The 18259-nt window shown below is 70.5% G+C and carries 14 protein-coding genes; 9 read left to right on the top strand and 5 right to left on the bottom strand.

What is annotated here, in order from left to right:
* The first annotated feature begins 113 nt into the window (after window positions 1-113).
* From BKN51_RS19210 to BKN51_RS19230, 5 genes are all read left to right on the top strand, one after another.
* Complete coding sequence (locus BKN51_RS19210; protein WP_233224216.1) at window positions 114-470, top strand: helix-turn-helix transcriptional regulator; 357 nt, start codon at window positions 114-116, stop codon at window positions 468-470.
* 78 nt (window positions 471-548) lie between these two features.
* Window positions 549-1586: a hypothetical protein gene (locus BKN51_RS19215; RefSeq protein ID WP_101608959.1), complete on the top strand. Its 1038-nt coding sequence runs from the start codon at window positions 549-551 to the stop codon at window positions 1584-1586.
* A gap of 81 nt (window positions 1587-1667) precedes the next feature.
* Window positions 1668-2195, top strand: coding sequence for an EF-hand domain-containing protein (locus BKN51_RS19220; RefSeq protein ID WP_174720428.1), 528 nt, complete (start codon window positions 1668-1670; stop codon window positions 2193-2195).
* A 184-nt stretch (window positions 2196-2379) separates the two neighbouring features.
* A complete protein-coding gene (locus BKN51_RS19225) occupies window positions 2380-4971 on the top strand; it encodes an ATP-binding protein (RefSeq protein ID WP_233224215.1) in 2592 nt (863 codons plus the stop codon).
* Window positions 4968-5567: a helix-turn-helix transcriptional regulator gene (locus BKN51_RS19230; protein ID WP_101608960.1), complete on the top strand. Its 600-nt coding sequence runs from the start codon at window positions 4968-4970 to the stop codon at window positions 5565-5567. The genes BKN51_RS19225 and BKN51_RS19230 overlap by 4 nt, the downstream gene beginning before the upstream one ends.
* Window positions 5568-5659: 92 nt before the next feature.
* On the opposite strand, the gene BKN51_RS19235 is transcribed toward BKN51_RS19230, so the two are convergent.
* Both BKN51_RS19235 and BKN51_RS19240 read right to left on the bottom strand, forming a co-directional pair.
* A complete protein-coding gene (locus BKN51_RS19235) occupies window positions 5660-6295 on the bottom strand; it encodes a helix-turn-helix transcriptional regulator (protein WP_101608961.1) in 636 nt (211 codons plus the stop codon).
* A gap of 83 nt (window positions 6296-6378) precedes the next feature.
* Entirely contained in the window at window positions 6379-6630 is a 252-nt protein-coding gene (locus BKN51_RS19240) for a hypothetical protein (RefSeq protein ID WP_101613313.1), read from the bottom strand.
* A 319-nt stretch (window positions 6631-6949) separates the two neighbouring features.
* Here BKN51_RS19240 and BKN51_RS19245 point away from each other — a divergent pair, with 319 nt between their 5' ends.
* The 4 genes from BKN51_RS19245 (at window position 6950) to BKN51_RS19260 (ending at window position 15550) form a co-directional block, all read left to right on the top strand.
* On the top strand, window positions 6950-9034 hold the full coding sequence (locus BKN51_RS19245) for a BTAD domain-containing putative transcriptional regulator (protein WP_101608962.1): 2085 nt from the start codon (window positions 6950-6952) through the stop codon (window positions 9032-9034).
* A gap of 104 nt (window positions 9035-9138) precedes the next feature.
* The gene (locus BKN51_RS19250; RefSeq protein WP_101608963.1) at window positions 9139-12795 is read left to right on the top strand and encodes a BTAD domain-containing putative transcriptional regulator; all 3657 of its coding nucleotides are present in this window, start codon (window positions 9139-9141) and stop codon (window positions 12793-12795) included.
* Window positions 12796-12908: 113 nt separating this feature from the next.
* Window positions 12909-14168 (top strand): ABC transporter substrate-binding protein, encoded by a 1260-nt coding sequence (locus BKN51_RS19255; RefSeq protein WP_101608964.1) that lies wholly within the window; start codon window positions 12909-12911, stop codon window positions 14166-14168.
* An 11-nt stretch (window positions 14169-14179) separates the two neighbouring features.
* On the top strand, window positions 14180-15550 hold the full coding sequence (locus BKN51_RS19260; protein ID WP_101613314.1) for a GH1 family beta-glucosidase: 1371 nt from the start codon (window positions 14180-14182) through the stop codon (window positions 15548-15550).
* Between the two features lie 106 nt (window positions 15551-15656).
* Here BKN51_RS19260 and BKN51_RS19265 read toward each other — a convergent pair whose 3' ends face one another.
* The 3 genes from BKN51_RS19265 to BKN51_RS19275 are packed head-to-tail and all read right to left on the bottom strand — an operon-like array spanning window position 15657 to window position 18139.
* Complete coding sequence (locus BKN51_RS19265) at window positions 15657-16484, bottom strand: carbohydrate ABC transporter permease (protein WP_101608965.1); 828 nt, start codon at window positions 16482-16484, stop codon at window positions 15657-15659.
* A 3-nt stretch (window positions 16485-16487) separates the two neighbouring features.
* The gene (locus BKN51_RS19270; RefSeq protein ID WP_101608966.1) at window positions 16488-17381 is read right to left on the bottom strand and encodes a carbohydrate ABC transporter permease; all 894 of its coding nucleotides are present in this window, start codon (window positions 17379-17381) and stop codon (window positions 16488-16490) included.
* The gene (locus tag BKN51_RS19275; protein WP_101608967.1) at window positions 17378-18139 is read right to left on the bottom strand and encodes a DeoR/GlpR family DNA-binding transcription regulator; all 762 of its coding nucleotides are present in this window, start codon (window positions 18137-18139) and stop codon (window positions 17378-17380) included. Before BKN51_RS19275 ends, BKN51_RS19270 begins: the two co-directional genes overlap by 4 nt.
* Window positions 18140-18259 lie beyond the last annotated feature (120 nt).

The following is an 18259-nucleotide window of genomic DNA, read 5'->3' on the forward strand; positions in this document are numbered from 1 at the left end:
GAGAAGGAAAAACGAGCCTAAGATCCAATACACGTCAGCGCCGGGTCGGCTATTCGAACTCGAGGAGAGCGGAAATGCGTCAGCGGCTGGTCGGTTCCGCAGGAATCGCAGGGATGACCCAGTTACACCAGGCGGCGCCCCTGATCGAACGGCAGCACGCGATCATCGAACTGCTGCGGGTGCGGGCGCCGCGCCGGGTGACGGGCATGAGTCTCGCGGAGTCGACCGGGGTGAGCCTGCGGACCGTGGAACGCGACATCACGCGCCTGCGCGAAGCGGGTGTTCCCATCGCCATCCACCGAGGGCCACGCGGCGGCTACGGCATCGACGCGCGGTCCGTGCTGCCGCCGGTCTCGCTGACCCCGGGCGAGGCCTCGGCGCTCATCGCCTCACTGGTCGCCGTCGGCCCGTACACCTCGGCGGTGGCGCAATCCGCACTGGGCAAGATCCTCGACGCGCTCACCGAATAACGATCCGGGCAGGCACGCAACGCGCGACAGGGAATCGACGACTGCCAGGCAGGTAATTCTCTGGATGCGAGGCGCGCCATGTCCCTCAACGACAGTTCCGAATTCGAGGAGCCGAACGCGCATGAACGGCGCTGGGGTGGATCCGCCGAGTGGAAACCACGGGGCAAGCGGGACCGTGTCGACGCCTACAACCCCCGCCTGACCGTCCTCGACCAGTGCCTCGCGATGATCCGCTACGGCACGAAGAGCGGCTTGTCCCTCCCCGCCGACGCGGTCGACATCGTGGACGTGGCACGGAGAGAAGCCGATCCCCAGTTCGACGACACGCTCTACACCCCGCTACCACTCAGCAAACTGACCGAAGCCCACAAACAACTCGTCGCCGCCGTGGCACCGGCGAACCCGAACACGATCGAGCTGCTCGCCGACGAAGAAGCCCACGGAGTCCGCCGTTACTTCGGCGCCACCAGATACGCGCGCTCCCTCGCCTTCCTCGCGATGGCGCTGTTCACCACCTTCGTGGTCCTCCAGATCTGGCGGACGAGTTCCGGGGCCCCGCTCTGGCTGGACATCCTCGTCACCGCGCTCGCCTCGGTCATCGGCGGGATCTTCTACGTCATGTTCGCCCTGAGCCGTCAGCTCTCCCGCGGCTCCTTCGAACGAGGCCTGGAAGGCAGGTACACCAACCTGATCATCCTCGGCGGCCTCGCCGGGACGGCGCTGGCGTTCCTCATCGTGGAGCCCGTGGCGACCACCGCGAACGCTCCCGCCTCCACGAGCGTCAGCGTGCTCCTGACCCGTCCGCTGCTCGCGCTCCTCGGCGGGTTCTCGGCCCGGGCGGTGTACCGCATCCTGGAACGTCTGGTCAGCACCGTCGAAGCGCTGATCAAAGGCTCCGGTGACGAACTCGTCGCGGCGCAGGAACTCGCCGCCAAGGCGCGGGCGACCGCCGAGATCTTCGACCACAAGACGGAAACGGTGACGGACCTGCTGCGGGTCACCCGGGGCATCGCCGCCGGTTCCACCACCGACCAGATCCGGTCCGAACTCGAAGTCCTCGTCGCGAAGATCATCAAGGGCCTTCCCCCTTCCGCGCAGCCGCCGCAATCCGAGTGAGCGCCCGTCCCCCGATCGTGGTTCGCCGGGGCCCTGAATGGCCGATGTGTCCCTCCGGAGTCGGTTCTATCGTTCGGTCGCATGGCAAGCGACTTGCAACGGCGCAAGATCTCCGGTGTCTTCGCCGCGATGGACGTCGACGGCGACGGTTTCCTTCAGGAGCGGGACTTCCAGGCCCTGGCCGACCGCTGGGCGCGACAGCGCGGCCCCGGCGACGGGCCGCGCCTGACCGGCATCATGCTGAGCTGGTGGACGACCTTGCTGGCGGCCTCGGACCTCGACCGCGACGACAAGGTCTCCCTCGACGAAGTCCTGCTGGTGGTGGACAAGCTGCCGGACACGCCCGAGGCCGTGATCGCGACCGCCGACGCGATGTTCGAAGCGATCGACGAGAACCGCGACGACCTGATCTCCGCGGCGGAGTACCGCCGGCTGATCGAGGTCTGGAACGGCCGCCCGACCGATACCGACGCCACGTTCCCGCTGCTGGACTCCGACGGCGACGGGATGCTGTCCCGGAACGAGTTCGCCGCGCTGTGGCTGGAGTTCTGGGCGGGCGACGACGCCAGGGCGCCGGGCACGCTCGTCTTCGGCCCGCTCGCGGCCTGACCTCCGCGCTGCCCTTTCGGTCAGTGCCTCCGGCCGTGCGGTCCGAAAGACGCCGCGCCGGGGCCGGACCACGTTAGCTTCGAGGAAGCGGCGCGCATCCGGTCGCGGCTTTCGGGCGGATCCGCCGTCCATACGGGCCAGAACCCGCCGGACGTCCACGTCACGGCCGCCGGGTCGGCTCAGGATGGCGGACGTGGACGAGGTGACCGAGCAGATCCTGGAGCGTGTCACCGGCACGGGCGCCCCCTGCGTATGGGTGACCGGACCGGCGGGCGCCGGCCGGACCACGCTGCTCGCCCGGTTGCGCGAGCGGCTTTCCGAGTCAGGGCAAGGGGTTTCGAGCGCACGCTTCACACAGACGGGTGACCTGGCTCCCGGCGGCTTTCCCTGGCCCGCCCCGGCGACGGGCGCGGCCGACGACCCCGCGGTGGCCGGGCGTGCGGCGCGGGCGGTGGCCGTGCCGATCCTCGGCGGTGGCGGGCACGTGCTGATGCTCGACGACACCCAGTGGATGGGCCGCGACTCGCTGGCCGTCCTGGAGGCATTGATCCGGCGGCTGGACGGTACTTCCGCGCGGTTGATCTGCGCTACTCGCACCCCGGTCCGTGAGGTGGCCGAAGGACTCGCCCTCGTGCGGCGGCTGCGGGCCGACGGCCTGGTGCATCCCGTGCGGCTGCTGCCGTTGAAGGCGGAGGAGATCACGCGGCCGGTCGTCGAGGCGCTGGGCGCCGTTCCGAGCGCTTCGCTGCGGGATCGCCTGCACGAACTCAGCCGGGGTGTCCCCGCCGCGCTGCGCCAGGCCTTGGACCTGCTGCGCGCGCAAGGCGCGATCCGGATCGTCGACCGGCGCGCGTATCTCGTCCCCGGGACCGCGGTGCCGTTGCGGTCCGTGCCGCTGGATCCCGAGCGGCTCGCGGTCGCGAAGGCCGCCGCCGTCCTGCATCCGCTCGGCGAGGCGATGCCGTCGCTGATCAGCGGGGTGCTGGCACAGGATCCCGCGGAAACCCTGGCGATCCTCGAAGTCCTGCGCGCCGACGGGGTGCTGCACCGCGGCCGCGGATGGCGGTTCACCGTGCCGGTGGTGGCCTACGCGCTGATCGCCGAACTCGGCCCCTTCGAGCGGCGGCGGTTCTCCGCGGCCGCCGTCACCGCGTTGTGGAACGGGACCGCGCACACGTCCGACCCGTACTATCTCGCCGACCGGATCGCCGAAGCGGGCAAGCTGATCGATCCGCGGCGCGCGCTCGCGGAACTGCTCGACAACGCGGCCTTCCTGCCCGACGACCAGACCACCCGCGGCGCGCGGTGGCTGCGCGCCGCCGTCGAACTGACCGAGGACCGGCCACAACGCGCGAGGGTGACCCTTCTCCACACCATGTGGTGCCACCTCAACGGCGATCACGACCAGAGTCTCGCGGGCACGCGGCGGTTGCTGGAGGAATTCCCCGACCGGCTTTCCGCCGACGCCGCACAGGAAGCGCAGTCGATCGCCGTCTGCGCGCTGCACAACTCCGGCAACACGGCCGAGCTGGCGAGGATCGCCACGAACCCGCCGGAATGGTCGGTGGCGTCGAGCGCGATCGCGCTGAGCCTGCTGGACCGGTGGGCCGAAGCCGCCGAACTGCTGGCGGAGAACGATTCGTGGCGCACCGAGTCGACGGTTTCCGCGATGCTGGGCGAACTTTTCGGCGGCCTGGCCGAACTCTGGGCAGGCCGCTCCGCACGGTTCGGCGCGAATCTGACCGAGCGCGAGCGGTGGCCGTTGAGGACGGCGAGGCGGCCGCGGAACGACCAGATCACGTCGTACGTCACCGCGCTGCTGGTGCTGGGCGAACGGGCGCGGGCGGAAAAGCTGCTCGCCGACGAGGTCTTCCCGGAAACCGGTCTGCGCGACAGCGAACGTTCACTGCTCGCGGCCATGCGCGGCGATTCCGCCCGCGCGGTCGACTTCGCCCACCGCAGCGTGGCCGACCGTTCGCGGCGCGGCTATGACACCGGCTCGGCCGCGATGCACCTGTCGACCGTGTCGGTCCTGCTGTCGCAGGGACGGTTCAGCGCGGCACGAGAGCTGCTGACCGCCGCCCGCGCCACCGCGCCGATGCTGGCGCATCTGCTCGACATCGCCGAAGCGCGGGTCGACATCGCGCTGGGCGAAACCGACCGCGCCGCCAAACGCCTGCACGCGGCCACCTGCGGACTCGCCGTCGGGACGGACATCGCCTGGGCCGATCTCGCCGAACTGGCATTGCGCAACAACGACCGCGCGGGGGCGAAGAAGGCACTCGACGCGCTGGAGGACCTCGCTTCCGCGATGCCGACCGGGCGGGTGCTGCTGCACCGCCATCTGGTCCGGGCCTGCCTCGGCCGCGAGCCCGCCGGCGAATGTCTCTGGCTGGCCCGCGAACGCGCGCAACCGCTCGAACTGGCCGTCGCGGCCGAACGGCTGGTCCGGCACGGCGCGACGGATCCGAAGGTGCTCACCGAGGTGTACGAGGTGCTCGGGTCGCTGGACGCGCTGCTGTACCGCGCGCGGCTGCGGAACCTGATGCGGGAGAACGGGATCGAGATTCCCGGCGGCCAGGAGACGGTCGCCGAGAACGAGCACCTGCTGGCACTGCTGGCGGGCGAAGGGCTGACGAACGAACAACTGGCGACGGCGCTGCAGACGAGCCAGAAAAGCGTCGAGGGACGGTTGAGCCTGCTCTTCAGCCGGACCGGCTACCGTTCCCGGATCGAACTGGCCACGGCGCTGCTGAACGGCCGATACGCCTCGTGAGCGGGCCGGACCTCCGGGTGGCCGTCCACACGGCCGACCCGCTGACCCTGGCGGGGCTGGTCGGCATGCTGTCGCAGGCCGAGGAGCTCGAAGTCGTCCCGGCCGGTACCCGGGGCGCGGACGTGCTGGTGGCCGCCGAGGATCCGGTCGACCACGACCTCCCGGTTCTCCGGCGCGCGGTGTCCGAACAGGGCGGCCTGCCCGGCGTCCTGATCACCGGGCCGCTGCCGCCCGAGGGCTATCGCTCGGCCGCGGCCGCCGGGGTGCGCCGCGCGCTGCCGCATCAGGCGGCTGGGACGGAACTGCTGATCGCGGAGGTCCTGGCCGCGCGGACGGCGGTCACGACCACCGCCGCGAGGCTGGCCGCCGGGTATGACGCCATGGTGGGCGGCCCCGACGAAACTTCGCGGTTCCACGAACGCGAGATCCGTGTGCTGCGGATGATCGCCGACGGCAAGGACACCGGCGAGATCGGCGCGGCGATGGGCTACTCGCAGCGGACCATCAAGAACATCCTGCACCAGGCCCAGCACCGGCTGGCGCTGCGGAACCGGGCGGAGGCGGTGGCCGCCGCCATCCGGGCCGGGCTGATCTGAGGACGTGAGCTGAAGGGGACTTTCCCCGCATCCGACGCGACGAAAGCGCCCTTCGCCGCGTGACATGCGGCCATGGGCCCCTTCAGCCCGTTCTAGATGACCCCGGCCCGCACCGCGTAGGCGACGGCGTGCGGCCGGTTCTTCAGCTTCAGTCGTCCGGTGATGCCCTGGATGATGTGCTTCACGCTGCGCTCCGAGTAGCAGAGCTCGCCCGCGATCTCGACGGTGTCCTTGCCGTCGGCCATCAGGCGCAGGACGTCGATCTCCCGCGTGGTGAGCCCGGCGGTGTTGACGCCCATCGGGTCGAGCACCTCGCGTTGCAGCCGTTCGACGTGCTTGAGCAGTTCGCCGAGCAGGCTCGGCGGGAGCACCCCGCCGCCGGACGCCGCCGCGCGGACGGCGTGCGCGAGCCGCTCACCGGTCGTCGCCGAACGCGGCAGGACCGCCACCACCCGGCATTCGATCGCGGGGACCAGTTCCGCCTCGCTGATCTGGCTCACCACGAGCACCACCGGCTTGCCGTCCTCGGAGGCGAGCCGTCGCAGCCACAGCACGATCTCGGGGGTGAGCCATTCGGCGGCGAACACCAGTACGTCGGTGTCGGCGCGCTGCTCCCAGTCCCGGATGTCGATCCCCTGCTGCGTGCCCAGCTGACTGGCCAGGCCCGCCGTGGTGATCGGATCGGGCGCGTGCACCGCCACGGTGATCTGTCGGGTTTCCGTGTCCACTCTGTCCCCTCCGCTTGATCCGCGGCCCCAGTCGGATGGGACACAGTCTGCGAAGGAGCTCTTCACGAACTCTCCACGAGTTCTCAACGAGGCGTGAAGAACTTCGTGGCCAGCTGAAACGCCTCCACGTACTTGGGAAGTTCGTCGAGGATCTCGCGGAGCCTGTCCTCGGGTCCGGTGTAGTCCGGGTCGGCGAGCAGGGCGTACCCGTAGGCCAGCGTCCGCCGGAGCTCGGCGACGCGCGCTTCGGCTTCGTCGGCGTCGAGCATCAGCCTGCCGTCGTGGGCGAGGCTGAGCAGGACATCTCCGGCGAATCGCTCCTGATCCTGGCTCACCGACACAGCATGCACAGCCACGCATGCCAGGGACCAGGGCCGGACGACAGTCTGCCCCCGAGAACGTCCGGCTTTGCCCAGTCGCCCCTCGGCTGTCCACATCCTGAAAACCACATGAACGGGCACCGACCTCGGACCCGTTCACGGTGGTGAACCCCCTGAACCGGACCGCCCTGGCAAAACGCGAGAATGTCTCATGACCAGCGGACGAAACCCACACGCTGAGTGTCCGATTGATTGCGAAACCCACAACGGCCCTACTAGGATTTTCCCCGGGCGCGATGCTCTTTCCGGAAGTCGGACGCACAGGCGGCAGGTCATGGACGAGGTTCCCTCGCTGACGGTGCGGCTACTGGGCGGCGCCCCAGCCCGGCACGGCTCCGGCGAGATCGCCCTGGGTCCCGCTCAGCGGCAAGCGGTGTTCGCCGCGCTCGCCCTGCACGCCGGCCAGTTCGTCTCCCGCAAGGACATCATCGACGCCGTGTGGGGTGAGCGGCCCCCGGACAGCGCCACCGGCATCGTCTACACCTACGTCTCCGCACTGCGCCGCGCGCTGGAGCCCGTGGGCGAGCCGCTCGTCGCCACCCGCGCCGGTTACAGCCTCGACCTGCCGAGACAGCAGGTCGACGTCCACGTCTTCGAAGCCGAATTGGAACGGGCCCGCACCTACCGGCTCGCGGGCGAGCACCACCGGGAGCTGGAGTCGCTGCGCTCCGCGCTCGCTCAGTGGCGGGGCTCCGCGCTGACCGGGATCCCCGGTCCCTTCGCCGAAACCCAGCGCGCCCGGCTGAACGAACTGCGCATGGGCGCGCTCGAACGCCAGGCCGAGGTCGCGTTGCACCTGGGCGGCTATCGCGAGCTCGTGGGCGAGCTGGCCGTGCTGGTCGAGCGCCATCCGTTGCACGAAGGCCTGCACCGCATGCTGGTCACCGCGTTGTTCCGGTCCGGCAGGCAGGCCGAAGCACTGGCCGCGTTCGACAGCGCCCGCGAGACGATCATCGAGCAGTCCGGTCTCGAACCCGGTCCGGAGCTGCTGGCGCTGCGACAGCGGGTCCTGGACGGCGACCCGTCGCTGCACCACCAGGACCAGCCGGAACGCCACCGGCCGACGCGGGCGCTGCCCGAACGGCCGTCCGCCTTCGTCGGCCGCGAGTTCGAACTGGGCCGGTTGCGCCGTCACCTGTCCGCGTTGCTGGACGAAGGCCGCGGCGGGACGGTGTGGCTGGACGGCGAGGCGGGCAGCGGCAAGAGCGCGCTCCTTGCGGAGGCCCTCGCCGCGGCGGGAAACCGGACGCGCCGGGTCGAAGCCGACGAACTGACCAGCGCGGTCCCGCTGAGCCTCATCGCCGACTGCCTCGGCGGGGAGGCGCTCGACAATCTCACCAAGACGGTCACCGAACTGTGCGAGGACGGGCCGCGGGTACTCGTCTTCGAGGATCTGCACTGGGCCGACGAGGACAGCCTGCTCGCCTGGCAGCGCCTGCACCGGCTCACCGCGCACCTGCCGCTGCTGCTGATCGGCTCCGCGCGACCCCTCCCCCGGCGTCGCACGCTCGACGTCCTCCGCTCGCGGCTCGACGGCGAGATCGTCTCGCTGCCGCCGTTCGACGGCCCGGCCGTCGCCGCGCTCGCCGAGGAGACCCTGGCCAGGGATCCCGGTGAGGACTTCCTCGGGTTCGCCGCCGAGTACACCGCGGGCAACGCCGGTTACCTGTGCGAGCTGTTCACCGAATTCGCCGAAGGCCACGACCTGGCGGCCGCGCCGCACCGCCGGATCACCGCCGTGGTGGAAGATCATCTCGCCACGCTTTCCGTGGCGTGCAAGCGAACGCTGACCTCGGCCGCACTGCTCGGCTCGTCGTTCACGGTCGCCGACCTGACCGGTGTGACCGGCCGCGAGCTGCGGGCGCTGATCGAAGCGGTCGAGGAGGCGCTCGCCGCGCGTGTGCTGGAAACCGAAGGGGACCGCCTGCGGTTCCGCGTCCCCCTGGTGCGTTCGGTGTTCGCCGCGAACACCCCGCCCGCCATCCGCGCCGTGCTGCACCAGGAGATCGCCGCGACCATGGTGGGCTCCGGCGCGCCCGCGGACCGCGTCGCCGAGCAGCTGCTCCAGGTGGGCGACGAGCTGACGGCGCGGTGGATCCCGCAATGGCTGCTCGACAACGTAGGCCTGCTGTCCACCGGGCACGCGGTCGAACTGCTCCACCTGCTTTCGCACCAGCGGAACCTCACCGAGGAGCAGCACCAGGGCCTGGCAGGCGAACTCGCCGCGCTTTTGCTGCCCGAAACGGGCACGGAGACGTCCTGGCCCACCGCGCGCACGACGGGGGCCGCGCAGCCCTGGTGCGCGCCGCTGCACGCCCTCGCCCGCCCCGGTGTCCCGCCCCAGCGCGGCGTCGTCTGACCCACACCCGGGTGCGCAACCGAACCGCCGCGCGTACGTCCTAAACTGCGGGGACCACGGTAGTGATCCGGCCACTTTCGGTGAGAACGAGAAATGGAGCCGGCGTGACGAACGGGCTGCGCGTCGAGCTGCTCGGGCCGCCCCGTGCCTGGCTCGAAGACGTCGAGCTGAAGCTCGGGCCCGCCCGCCAGCGCGCGGTTTTCGCCACCCTCGCGGCGCGGTGCGGCCAGTCCGTCTCGCTCGGCGAACTGATCGCCGACGTCTGGGGCGGTTCGGCGCCCGCCAGCGCCACCGGCAGTGTCCACACCTACGTCTCCGGTCTGCGCGGGGCGATCCGCAAAGCGGGCGGCGACGCGCACGAAGTGCTGCATTCGTCCGGATCGAGCTACGTGCTGCGGCTGGACCGCGAGGCGCTCGACGTCCACCTGGCCGAACGGGACGCCGCCGACGCCAGGAAAATGCTGCTGGCCCACGCGGATCAGCGTGGCGCGGCCGCGCGGCTCACCACCGCGCTCGGCCGCTGGCGCGGCGAGGCCTATTCCGGCGTACCGGGCCCGTTCGCCGAAGCCGAGCGCGTCCGGCTCGCCGAACTCCAGCTGACCGCCACCGAACTGCGGGCCACCGCGCTGCTCGGCCTCGGCGACCACCGTGAACTGGTGGCCGAGCTGACCGCGCTGGTCCAGCGGCACCCGTTGCGCGAGTCACTGCACGAGACGCTCATGCGCGCGCTGCACGCCAGCGGGCGGCAAACCGAAGCGCTGACCGTCTACCGCGATGCCCGGCGCGTGCTCCGTGACGAACTCGGCGTCGAGCCCGGCGCCCCGCTGCGTGAACTCCATCAGCGCATCCTTGACGGCACCGAAAAACCTGTCACCGGATCGAAACCGGTTCCGGTGCGCGTCGTGCCGCCGCCGGTGGCCAAGGCGATCGAACGCGGCGGCCAGGGGTATCTGCCCGGCCGTGCCCGTCAGGTCGAACGACTGGACGGGTTCGTCACCGACCTGCTCGCCGGGCGCGGCCGTCCGGTCTGGCTCGAAGGCGAACCGGGGATCGGCAAGTCGGAGCTGCTGATCGCCGGGCTGGCGGGCGCGGCGGCACGCGGCTGCCAGCTCGCCTGGACCGCGGCCGACGAGCTCCAGCAACGGTTCCCGCTGCAGGTGATCATGGAATGCCTCGGGGTGCACCACGGCGCCGCGGATCCGGCCAAGGCCAAACTGGCCGGTGAGCTGCACGCCGAGCCCGCACACGGGAACTGGGGCCCCACCGACCCGATCCTGTCCACTGTGGACAAACTACTGGCACTGGTCGACGAGACCTGCGCGGCGGGCCCGCTGGTGCTGGTGATCGACGATCTCCATTGGGCCGACGAGGCCAGCGTGCTGCTGTGGCAGCGCCTCGCCGCCGCCACCCGTCAGCTGCCGCTGCTGCTGGTCGCCGCCACGCGCACCGGGCACGGCCGCCGGGACCTCGCCCAGCTGCGCCGCGGGATCGAGGCGAGGGACGGCGAGATCATGCCGGTCGAGGTGCTCACCGACGACGAGGTCACCGCGGTCTTCGAAGTGATCCTCGCGGCGAAACTGGGCCCGAGCCTGCGCCCGCTGGTCCGGCGCGCGGCCGGGAATCCGCTCTACGCCAGGGAAATCGCGCACGACCTGGTCCGCACCGGCTCGCTGCGGATCAAGGCGGGCGTGGCCGAGGTGACGCTCAACGGCAGCGAGAACGCGCCGCGATCGCTGCTGGCGGCGGTGGGCCGCACGCTGGAATGCCTCGACCCGGCCACGACCGACATCCTGCGCACCGCCTCGCTGCTGGGCGCGGAGTTCGCGGTCGAGGACCTCGCCGCGCTGGCGGGCAAGAGCCCGCTGGAGGTCCTGCGGGATCTCGAACCGGCCACCACCGCCGGGGTGATCGAGTACGCGGGCGACAAACTCGCCTTCCACCATCCGTTCCAGCGGCAGGCGCTCTACGGCGGCATCGCCGAACCGGTCCGCGCCGCGCTGCACCGGCGCGCCGCCGAGGCACTCGCCCGCGGTGGCGCGCCGATCAAACGGGTCGCCGAGCAACTGGCGGCCGAACCGGTGCCGGTCGACCCGTGGCTGGTCGGCTGGCTCACCGGCAACCACATCGCGGTGTCCAACCGCGCCCCGCACATCGCGGCCGATCTCCTCCGAGGCGCGCTCGACAGCACGGTGCCCACCCGCGAGCAACGGGAGACGCTGATCGCCGCGCTGGTCCGCGTGCTGTTCCGGCTCGAAAAAGACCCGGAGGCCGAGGCGGAGCAGGCGGTGAAGACGGTCGGCGACAAGGCGGATCTGGCGCAGATGCGGCACGTCCTCGCCGCGCTGCGCTACCGCCGGGGCGACACCCCCGGCGCGATCGAGGCGCTCGCCGACACCGCGGACGACCCGTCGATGCCGGAACTGTGGCGGACCAGCACCCGCACCCTGCTCGCCAACTTCCGGCGCGGCACGCTCGACGATCTCGGCGAAACCGAACGGATCGCGCGGGGCCTGCACGCCGAGGCCGTCGAGGCGGGCGAACGGTATCCCGCCGCGCACGCGCAGCAGACGTTGTGGCTCGTGCATTCGATCCGCCGCGAGCACGACCGGGCGCTGACCGCGATCGACGCCGCGCTCGAGACCACCGGGGACGAAGCCGACCTGGCGACACTGCGGTTCGACCTGCTCGACAACCGCCTCTTCACCCTGCAGAACCTCGACCGTCTCGACGAGGCCGACGCCACGCTGCACGCCGGGTACGAGACGGCGGCACGGCACGGCCTGCCGACCGGCCCGCAGGTCTCGGCGGCCGTGCACTACTACTGGACAGGCCGCTGGGACGAGGCGCTGGCCGAACTGGACTCGGTCACCGAGGACGGCCCGGCGATCACCTTCTACGGCGTGCGCGAGCCGGGGGCCGCCGCCCTGCTGCTGCACGGGGTCGCCGCCCTCATCGCGGGCCACCGGAACGAACGCGTCTCCGTCCGCGCGCATCTGGAAGCGGCCGAGGCGCACTCGCCGTCGAACTCCTCCGAGCGCGAAAGCTGCGACTTCTACCTCGCCGCCCAGGCGATGGCCGCCGAGCAGCGTGACCGGCTCGACGACGCGCTGCGGCTGTTCGCACCGGTGCTGCGCCCCGACTTCGCCCAGATGATGCTGCGCCACCAATGGCTTCCCGACGTCGTCCGGATCGCGCTCGCGGCCGGGAACGACGACCTCGCAAGGGAAGCGCTCGCCGTCTGCGCCGAGGAAGCGAGCCAGGAGACCGTGCCCGCCAGGGCCGCGGCGGCCGCCGCCCGGTGCCGCGCGCTGATCGACGGCGATCCCGAAGGCGTACTGGCCGCGGCCGATCACTATCGCGAGGTCCGCCGCCCGATCGAACTCGCGGCCTCGCTGGAGGACGCCGCCGAACTGCTCGGCCGCACCGGCTACCTCGAAGCGGCCACCCAGGCGCTCACCGAGGCGTGCGAGGTACTCGGGCAGGTCGGCGCGGGCTGGAACATCCGCCGGGCGGAAAACAGGCTGCGCCGCCACGGCGTGCTGAGCCGTGCCGAGCAGGGTCCCCGCCACGCCGGGGCGCTGTCGCCGCTGGAACTGCGGGTCGCGCGACTGGTGGCGGCGAAACTGTCCAATCCGGAGATCGCCGCGGAACTGAGCCTGCCGAGGCGGACGGTGCAGTCGCTGGTGTCCCGGGTGCTGACCAAACTGCACGCCGATTCCCGGCTGACCGTCGGCGATCAGTTGCCGAGACGGCTCGCGTGAGCCGTCTCTTCGGGCAACGCGGTTGTCCCAACGGACGGCACGCGCTGCCACCGCCCGATCACCACGACATAATTCGCCTGCAGTCCGTGAATCGCGCACGACCGAGGAGAGCCATGACCCGCCTGCTGGCCGGATTGGCGGCCTTCGCGCTGCTGCTCACCGGCTGTTCGGGAAAGCCGGCGGAATCCGGCGGACCGATCAAGCTGACCGTCGCCACCTTCGGCGAGTTCGGCTACGAGAAGCTCTTCGACGAGTACGAGAAGGCGCATCCGGGGATCACGGTCGAGGGCCGGGTCGCCGACTTCGAGACGCACCACCGTCAGCTCGCCACCGGCCTCGGCGCCGGACGCGGCAGCGCGGACGTGGTGGCGATCGAGGAGCAGTACCTCCCCAAGTTCCGCCAGTCCACGGACAAGTTCACCGACCTCTCCGAATTCGGCGCGCAGGACCTCCGCGCGAACTGGCCCGGCTGGAAATGGGACCAGGGCACCGCGAACGACGGGAAGTTCGTGATGGGCCTCGGCACCGACATGGGCAGCCTCGCCCTCTGCTACCGCCGCGACCTGTTCGCGAACGCCGGTCTGCCGACCGACCGCGACCAGGTGGCCGCGCTGTGGCCGACCTGGGAGAAGTTCGCCGAAACCGGGGAGAAGTTCAGTTCGAGGGCGCCGGACGTCAAGTTCGCCGACTCGGCCGGCACCATCTACACGGCGATGCTCAACCAGGCTCAGGAGAACTACTTCGCCAAGGACGACACGTTCGTCGGCGACACGAACCCGAACGTGCGCAAGGCCTTCGACCTGGCGGGCGGGATGGCGCTGAAGAAGGAGACGGCCGCCGTCACCACCTTCACCCAGCCTTGGACGGTGGCGATCAAGCAGAGCCGGTTCGCCGCCATCACCTGTCCCGCCTGGATGCTCACCCAGATCGAGGAGGCGGGCGGCCCGGAACTCGCGGGCAAATGGGACGTCACCTCGGTTCCCGGCAAGGCGGGCAACTGGGGCGGATCCTTCCTGACCGTCCCGAAACAGGGCGAGCACCGCAAAGAGGCCTACGACCTCGCCGTCTGGCTCACCGCGCCGGAACAGCAGAAGCGGATCTTCCTGGAAAGCGGCCTGCTGCCGAGCGCGCTGGGCGCCTACCAGGACGGCGCCGTGCTTTCCCACACCAGCAAGTACTTCAGCGACGCGCCGGTCGGCAAGATCTTCGCCGCGTCCGCCGAAGCCCTCCGCCCGAACTATCGCGGGCTGCGCGACGGTGAGGTGCGGCCGGTGTACGGGCACGCGCTCGGCCGGGTCGAAGAGGGAAGGCAAACGCTCGACCAGGCCTGGACCCAGGCCGCGACCGAAGGCCGCGCCGCGGCCGCCAAATGAGCGGGGACGGCGTGACACGCGGGTTTCCGGCCGGGTTCCGCTGGGGAACGGCCACGGCGGCGTACCAGATCGAGGGCTCGACGACCGCCGACGGCCGCGGACCGTCCATTTGGGACACCTTCACCGCGCGACCGGGCCTGGTGCTCGACGGCGCCACCGGCGACCCGGCGTGCGACCACTACCGGCGCTATCGCGAGGACGTCGGCCTGCTGAGCGAACTCGGCGTGCCGTACTACCGCTTCTCGGTCGCGTGGTCGCGGGTCATGCCGGACGGCCGCACGATCGAACCGCGCGGGCTCGCCTTCTACGATCGTCTTGTCGACACGTTGCTCGAGCACGGGATCACCCCGATGGTCACGCTCTACCACTGGGATCTGCCGCAGGCGTTGCAGGAGGAAGGCGGCTGGCCCAACCGCGATGTCGCGAGTCTCTTCTCCGACTACACCCTGACCGTCCACAAGGCACTCGGCGACCGCGTCCGGCAATGGACCACGATCAACGAGCCGTTTTGCGCCGCCTTCATCGGCTACGGCAACGGCGACCACGCGCCGGGCATCCGGGACGAGGGCGCCGCGCTGGTGGCGGGGCACAACCTGATGCTCGCGCACGGGCTGGCCGCGCAGGCGTTGCGCGCGGGTGGCGGCGAGCAGGAAGTGTCCATCGTGCTCAACTTCGCCCCGGTGCTGACCGACGTGGACGACGCCGAGCACCGTGAGGCCGCGCGCAAGTTCGACTTCCTGCACAACAGGTTCTTCCTCGACCCGCTGCTCGGCCGCGGCTACCCGCCCGAACTGCTGGCGGATCTGGAGCATCTCGGCACCCTCGAAGCGGCGATCGCGGACGGCGATCTGGAGATCGTCGCGCAGCCGCTCGACGTCCTGGGCGTCAACTACTACGCGCCCGCCCGCGCGGTCCCGCTCGCCGACCCCGAGGCCGACAGCAACTGCCCGCTGCCCGGCCTGCGCGGGATGGACGTCACGCCACCACGCGGTGACCTGACCTCGCTCGGCTGGGAGCAGCGGCCGGAGTCGTTCACCGATCTGCTGCTGTGGCTGCGTGACCACTGCCCCGGCCTGCCGCTCGTGATCGCCGAGAACGGGGCCGCCTTCGAGGACGAGGTCGTGGGCGGTCGCGTGCACGACGCGAAACGCGTGCGGTACTTCGCCGAACACCTCGCCGCCGTCCACGACGCGATCGAACGCGGTGCCGACATCCGCGGCTACATGGCCTGGTCGCTGCTGGACAACTTCGAATGGGCCATGGGGTACACGCAGCGGTTCGGCCTCGTGCACGTCGACTTCGGCACCCAGGAGCGGACGCTCAAGGACAGCGCCCGGTTCTACGCGGACGTGGTGGCGCGCAACGGTCTCGCAGGAGCGTGAGCGGCCCGGTCACGGGTCCCTGAAGTGCTATGAAAGGCCCGTTACTTGCAAATTTTGCAAGTAACGGGCCTTTCATAGCATCCCGGGGGTGGCACGCGACGGGACTTCAGCCCCGCAGCGCACCGCGCATGACGCCGTCGACCACCTTCCTGGCCAGCACGATGAACAGCACGATGACGGGCAGCACGCCGAGCGTGGCCGCGGTGAGCATCAGCGAGTAGTCGGTGAAGTAGCCGCTGGCCAGCCGCGACAGTGCCACCTGGACCGTCGGGTGCGCGTTGGGATCGAGCACGATCAAGGGCCAGAAGAAGTCGTTCCACGCGGTCATGAACGTCAGCATCGCGAGTACGGCGGCCTGGGGGCGGATGGCGGGCATGGCGACGCTCCAGAACAGCCGCGCCGTCGAGCAGCCGTCGACGCGGCCGGCGTCGAGCAGTTCGCCCGGGATCGCTTCTTCGCACGCCTGCCGCATCCAGAACACGCTGAAGGCGCCGACCAGCCCGGGCACGATCACCGCTTCCAGCCGCCCGTACCAGCCGAGTTCGCCGACCACCAGGTAGAGCGGGATGACGCCGAGCTGGGCGGGCACCATGGCCGTGCCGATGACGACCAGGAAGAGCGAGTCGCGGCCAGGGAACCGCAGGCGCGCGAAGGCGAATCCGGCCATGCTGGAGAGCAGCACGTTCGAGACGGTCACCGTTCCGGCGACGATCAGCGAGTTCTGCATCGCCAGCCAGAAGTCGACGGTCTCGAAGACCTTGCCCACGTTCTCGATCAGGTTGCCGCCGGGCAGCAGCGGCGGGGTGGTCTCGCCGAGGGCGGAATTGTCCTTGGAGGACACCACGAACGACCAGTACAGCGGGAAGATCGAGGCGATGCCGACGGCGAGCAGCAGCCCGTAGACGACGAAACCGGTCCGTTCCCTGGCCGCCACGCCTCACTCACCGCCCCGGATCCGGCGCACGAGCGAGAAGTTGACCAGCGCGAAGCCCGCCGAGAACAGGAAGAGCAGCCACGCGATGGCCGCCGCGTATCCGGCGTCGAACTCGCCGAACCCCTTCTCGTACAAGTACATGGCGAGGGTCTGGAACTGCCGGTCGGCGCCGCCGGTCCCGTTGGTGCCGGTGTCGTCGAACAGCTGCGGTTCGGCGAACAGCTGCAGCCCGCCGATGGTCGAGACGACGACGGTGAAGGCGATGGTCGGCCGGATCGCGGGCACGGTGATCGACCAGAACGTCCGCCAGCGCGAGGCGCCGTCGAGCATGGCGGCGTCGTAGCGCTCCTGCGGCACGGACTGCATGGCCGCGAGGTAGAGCAGCGCGTTGTAGCCGGTCCAGCGCCACATCACCATCACGCTCACCGCGACATGCGAGGCGAACCGGTCCGACCGCCAGTCCACCGGGTCGAGACCCACCAGGCCCAGCGCCCAGTTGACGACGCCGTAGTCCTCGGCGAAGAGCTGGCTGAACACCAGCGCCACCGCGACCACCGAGACGACGTTGGGCAACAGCACGCTGGCCCGCCACAGGGTCCGCGCGCGCAACGGGCGGTCGAGCAGCGCGGCGAGCCCGAGCGCGGCCAGCAGCTGGGGGACGGTGGAGAGGACGAAGATGCTGACCGTGTTGAAGAGAGCGTTGTAGAAGTTCGGATCCTGGAGCAGGACGGCGAAGTTGCCGAGCCCGGCGAACCCGGTGTCGCCGTTGATCAGATGCCAGTGGTGCAGCGCCACCCAGGCGGTGTAGAGCAGGGGAAAGAGGCCGAAAACGCCGAACAGGACGTAGAACGGCGCTGTCATCAGGTATCCGGCGAGCCGCTCGCCCGTTCGCCTCAAACGGTGATCACCTTGACGCCGGTCCGGGTGATCTCGTCGGCGATCCGGGGATCGACGCCGGCGTCGGTGATCAGGGTGTCGACGTCCCCGAGGTCACCGAACCGGGCGAAGTGGTCGTTGCCGATCTTGGTGTGATCGGCCAGCAGCACCGTCCGCCGCGCGGACGCGATGGCCGCGCGCTTGACCATCGCCTCGGCGGTGTCCGGCGTGGTGAGCCCGCGTTCGACGGAAAGGCCGTTGGCGCCGATGAAGGCGACGTCGACGTAGGTGTCCTTGAGGGTGTCGAGAGCCCAGCTGTCGACCGAGGCCATGGTATGGCCTCGGAGTCTTCCGCCGACCAGCATCAGCGTGATTCCTGGCCGGTTGGCGAGGGCGCAGGCGTTGGGCAGGGACGGGGTGACCACGGTCAGTTCACGATCGGCGGGGATGAGGCCCGCCAAGCGTCCTACGGTGGTGCCCGCGTCCAGCAGGATCGCGCCCTCGGCGGGGATCTCGTCCAGCGCGGCGGTGGCGATGCGGTCCTTTTCCGCCGTCATCACCGTGTCGCGGGCGTCGAGGCCGGGCTCGATCCCCAGCCGCTCGACCGGGATCGCGCCGCCGTGCACCCGGCGCAGCACCCCGCTGCGCTCCAACGCCGTCAGGTCACGACGGACGGTCTCGCTGGTGATCTCGAAAGCGGCCGCGAGTGTCGCCACGTCGACGCGGCCGTCCTGCCGGGCTTGCTTGAGGATGGCGCGTTGCCGCTCTTCGGCGTACAACGGTCACCTCCTGCCCTGGCGGATGAGCGGTCATGGCGACAATAGTTGCTTTCTCACCGGTCCGACAACGGAACCCCTCGGTAACCGGGAGCTTTCCGCGTCGCTCTGTCCATTGAGGAC

The organism is Amycolatopsis sp. BJA-103, assembly GCF_002849735.1.
Lineage (GTDB): Bacteria > Actinomycetota > Actinomycetes > Mycobacteriales > Pseudonocardiaceae > Amycolatopsis.